Origin of the sequence: Candidatus Thiosymbion oneisti (genome assembly GCF_900092655.1) — a bacterium.
Lineage (GTDB): Bacteria > Pseudomonadota > Gammaproteobacteria > Chromatiales > Chromatiaceae > Thiosymbion > Thiosymbion oneisti.
Genome location: NZ_FLUY01000311.1, coordinates 1 through 3,269 on the forward strand (window position 1 = coordinate 1; position 3,269 = coordinate 3,269).

A 3,269-nucleotide genomic window follows, 5' to 3' on the forward strand; every position below is an offset into this window, starting at 1 on the left:
CATCTTTTTGATCCCCTCTCCCCAACCCTCTCCCGGCGGGAGAGGGGGCATAGCGGCCAGTGCTGTTGGTCATGTTAAAACTTAGATATTAACCACTACCCGACAGATAACTCAAATATAGTGCCGGAGAGCGGCGCCTCATTCAGGGTGAGTGCGTATAAAGCTTACTCCTGTAACACATAGGTTCCAGGCGCATCGGCCAGGACCCCATATCCATGCTCGGAGCTGCCGATGGTCGGCGACGGTATCCGGTCAGAGGACCTCTGGCGCAACCAGGCCTCCCACGCTGGCCACCAGGACCCCTCTTGGCTAGGCACGGTTTCAAGCCAGGTATCCGGATCCACATAACGGTCGTCGGCCTTGCTGGTCGCAATGCGGTAGTCACGGGCTTTGGGACCGGGAGGGTTCACGATACCCACGTTATGGCCCCCACTGGTGAGAACGAACGTGAGCGCCTCGGTATCCGTCTGCAGACGCAACTTATAGACCGATCGCCAGGGGGCAACATGGTCTGTGGTGGCCGCGACGACAAAGATGGGAACCTGGATATCGCTAATGGCGATGGGACGATCCCCGACCCGATACCGCCCCTCCCACAGGTCGTTATTCAGAAACAATCTGCGTAGCAGCTGGGAATGTTGACGGTAAGGCATACGGGTACCATCGATGTTCCATGCCATCAGATCGAATATCGGCTGCCGTTTGCCGAGCAGGTATTCCCGTACCATCTTGGACCAGATGAGATCGTGGGAACGCAATAGCTGGAAGCTGCCCGCGACCTGCCGCGGATCCAGGTATCCCTGTTCCCACATGAGGTCCTCCAGATAAGAGACCTCGCTGGGATCGATAAAGACCGCAAGCTCTCCGGGATCGCTGAAATCCGTCAAGGTCGTCAGCAGCGTTAGGCTGGCCAAACGGCGGTCTTGATCCCGACCCATGGTCGCGGCGGCAATGGTGAGGATAATACCTCCCAAGCAGTAACCGACGGCGTGTATCCTGGTGTCCGGAACGATGCCGTTGATTACCTTCAGGGCGTCCATAATCCCTAAGTTACGGTAGTCTTCCATATCGAGATTACGATCGTCCTGGCCCGGATTCACCCAGGAAATCATGAATACCGTATGACCATGGTCCACCAGGTACTTCACCATGGAATTTTCGGGCGACAGGTCCATGATGTAATACTTCATCATCCATGCGGACAGCATCAACACCGGCTCCTTATACACCTTCTCGGTGGTCGGCGCGTATTGGATGAGCTCCATCAGGTGGTTGCGAAACACAACCTTGCCGGGGGTTACCGCCAGATTCTTTCCGACCTGGAACTCCTCGGCACCGACCGGTTTTCTCCCATTCAGTGCCCGTTCCTGATCCTCCACGAAATTCATCCAACCCTGCAAGAGGTTTTTCCCGCCTTCCTTTACGGTAGTCTCCAAGACCTCCGGATTGGTGAAGACGAAATTCGAAGGCGAAAACACGTCGAGCAGCTGGCGCGTCAGGAAACACATCGTCTGCTCGTGACGTCGCGAAACGCCACGGATGTCGGTCACGGTATTGTAGAAGATCTGTTGGTTCAGAAGAAAAGATTGGTGGATCAAATTGAAAGGCCAACGTTGCCATGCCTCATTGCGAAATCGGCGGTCCTGAGGCAATGGCTCGATGATCGGAGGCGTCTCCGGATCGAACACCGACTGTGCCGCGTAAATAGCGAGCTTGGAGGTCTTGCGCCGTACCTTCTCGAGCAGCTCCGCCTGCTTACCGGGTGAAATCATCAGGTGCGCAAACCAGTCCAGATAGGTAACCATCAGCGAGACGGGCGAAAGGCCGAAGGTGGCCTTGCCCAGCTGGGCGTGGAGCAAGCGATCCACTGCATGAGTACCGGCAACAGCGGGAGATTGCTTCATGAGCGGGCTTCTCGGTGGTAGGAAAACAGGCGGTTCATTCGGAAGTGAAAAAACTGTCCATATGATGCGTCTCAAGTATCCCTTTCAGCATATCCTATTTCAAGGTAAGTTCGCGGGTCGTGTTGAAAGCAGCGAGGTACCGGTGCCTACCGGGAGGGATGCAACCCGCAGCATGCGGTGCGCCGGGTCCACGAACGGTTGAATACCGGCGACCCGAATGCCGACAGCCCCTAAGATGTATCACCCAGCAAATGTGCGACTTCAGCGGCTTTGGCTCCCCGCTCCGGCCGCTCGTTGACCGCATCCAGCGGCGGATTGCGCTGGACCCGGACCGGTAGTACCACCAGCTCGAAGGCCGTATCTCCGGCAACGAAGGCGAACACCGGATGGGTGCAACGTAGGCCGCCCCCGTAGCGAAAGACCTTCTCGCTCTCTTGCCAGGGGATGCCCCGATCGAGCAGCCTGAACACCACATCTTCCGGATTATCCGTGAATAGGTGCAGGCGCACGCCTTGAGTAGGGTCCCCGCTTCCGGCAAGCACGGGGCCCACGAGCCTGGGCGCAAAGTCGGCAAAGGCATCCATGGCCGCCAGGGCCTGCCGGCGCAGGCTTGTGAGCTCGCTCTCCCGTCTCGTGCCTTGAAACAGGCGCTGTTGCTGCAACAATGCCGCTTGGATCTCCCCGTTCCTGGGCCACAACCGCCGGTCGCCGATACCGGCCCGCTCGGCCGCTTTACGCCGCGCACGGTCAAACCCCCGTATCCCTTGATTGACCATGATGCGAGCGGCCTCATAGGCCAACCTTTGGCGATGTGCGTGCGATCGCTTGCGCCCACTCATCCGATGCCCCGGAAGACGTTCGTCATCACCGCGTGACGCCGTAGGATACCACCTGCAAAACCACCTACGTCGGCACCTGGCCGGTTTCATCGATGCTAGGTTAGAGGTGGAGCGCTTCGAGTTGCTTAGAGCTATCGAATCTCAACGCCGCTTGCGCGGGAGGCTGAGCACTTCGACCTTCACCTTCGCCAAGCCGTGCTTGATGATGCCCAGGTCCTGCGCGGCCTTACGCGATAGATCGATGATGCGTCCCTTTACGAAGGGTCCCCGGTCGTTGATCCTGACGACGATACTCCGACCGTCGCTCAGCTTGGTGACCCGGACCTTGGCACCTAGGGGCAGGGATTTGTGGGCCGCGGAGCGAGTCCATTGGTTGAAGATTTCGCCGCTTGCGGTCATCCGACCATGGAATCTGCCGCCATAGTAGGATGCAAGGTAGTGGCTAATGTATAAGTGATAACATGACCAGCGGTACTGGCTACTATGTCCCCTCTCCCGCCGGGAGAGGGGTTGGGGAGAGGGGATC

At 58.1% G+C, this 3,269-nt stretch carries 3 protein-coding genes; all 3 read right to left on the reverse strand.

The window, feature by feature from the left end; genetic code table 11:
• Positions 1–164: 164 nt before the first annotated feature.
• The 3 genes from BQ17_RS02820 to BQ17_RS02830 all read right to left on the reverse strand — a co-directional run bounded on the left by BQ17_RS02820 (position 165) and on the right by BQ17_RS02830 (position 3,268).
• A complete protein-coding gene (locus tag BQ17_RS02820) occupies positions 165–1,904 on the reverse strand; it encodes a PHA/PHB synthase family protein (RefSeq protein WP_089724201.1) in 1,740 nt (579 codons plus the stop codon).
• 230 nt (positions 1,905–2,134) lie between these two features.
• The gene (locus tag BQ17_RS02825; protein ID WP_089724202.1) at positions 2,135–2,743 is read right to left on the reverse strand and encodes a hypothetical protein; all 609 of its coding nucleotides are present in this window, start codon (positions 2,741–2,743) and stop codon (positions 2,135–2,137) included.
• A gap of 141 nt (positions 2,744–2,884) precedes the next feature.
• On the reverse strand, positions 2,885–3,268 hold the full coding sequence (locus BQ17_RS02830) for a septal ring lytic transglycosylase RlpA family protein (RefSeq protein ID WP_089724203.1): 384 nt from the start codon (positions 3,266–3,268) through the stop codon (positions 2,885–2,887).
• Position 3,269: the final 1 nt, after the last annotated feature.

What these genes read in the sequence shown, in the direction of transcription:
- BQ17_RS02825 (WP_089724202.1), bottom strand. Translation starts at nt 2,743, where the DNA reads ATGAGTGGGCGCAAGCGATCGCACGCACATCGCCAAAGGTTGGCCTAT.
- BQ17_RS02820 (WP_089724201.1), bottom strand. Translation starts at nt 1,904, where the DNA reads ATGAAGCAATCTCCCGCTGTTGCCGGTACTCATGCAGTGGATCGCTTG.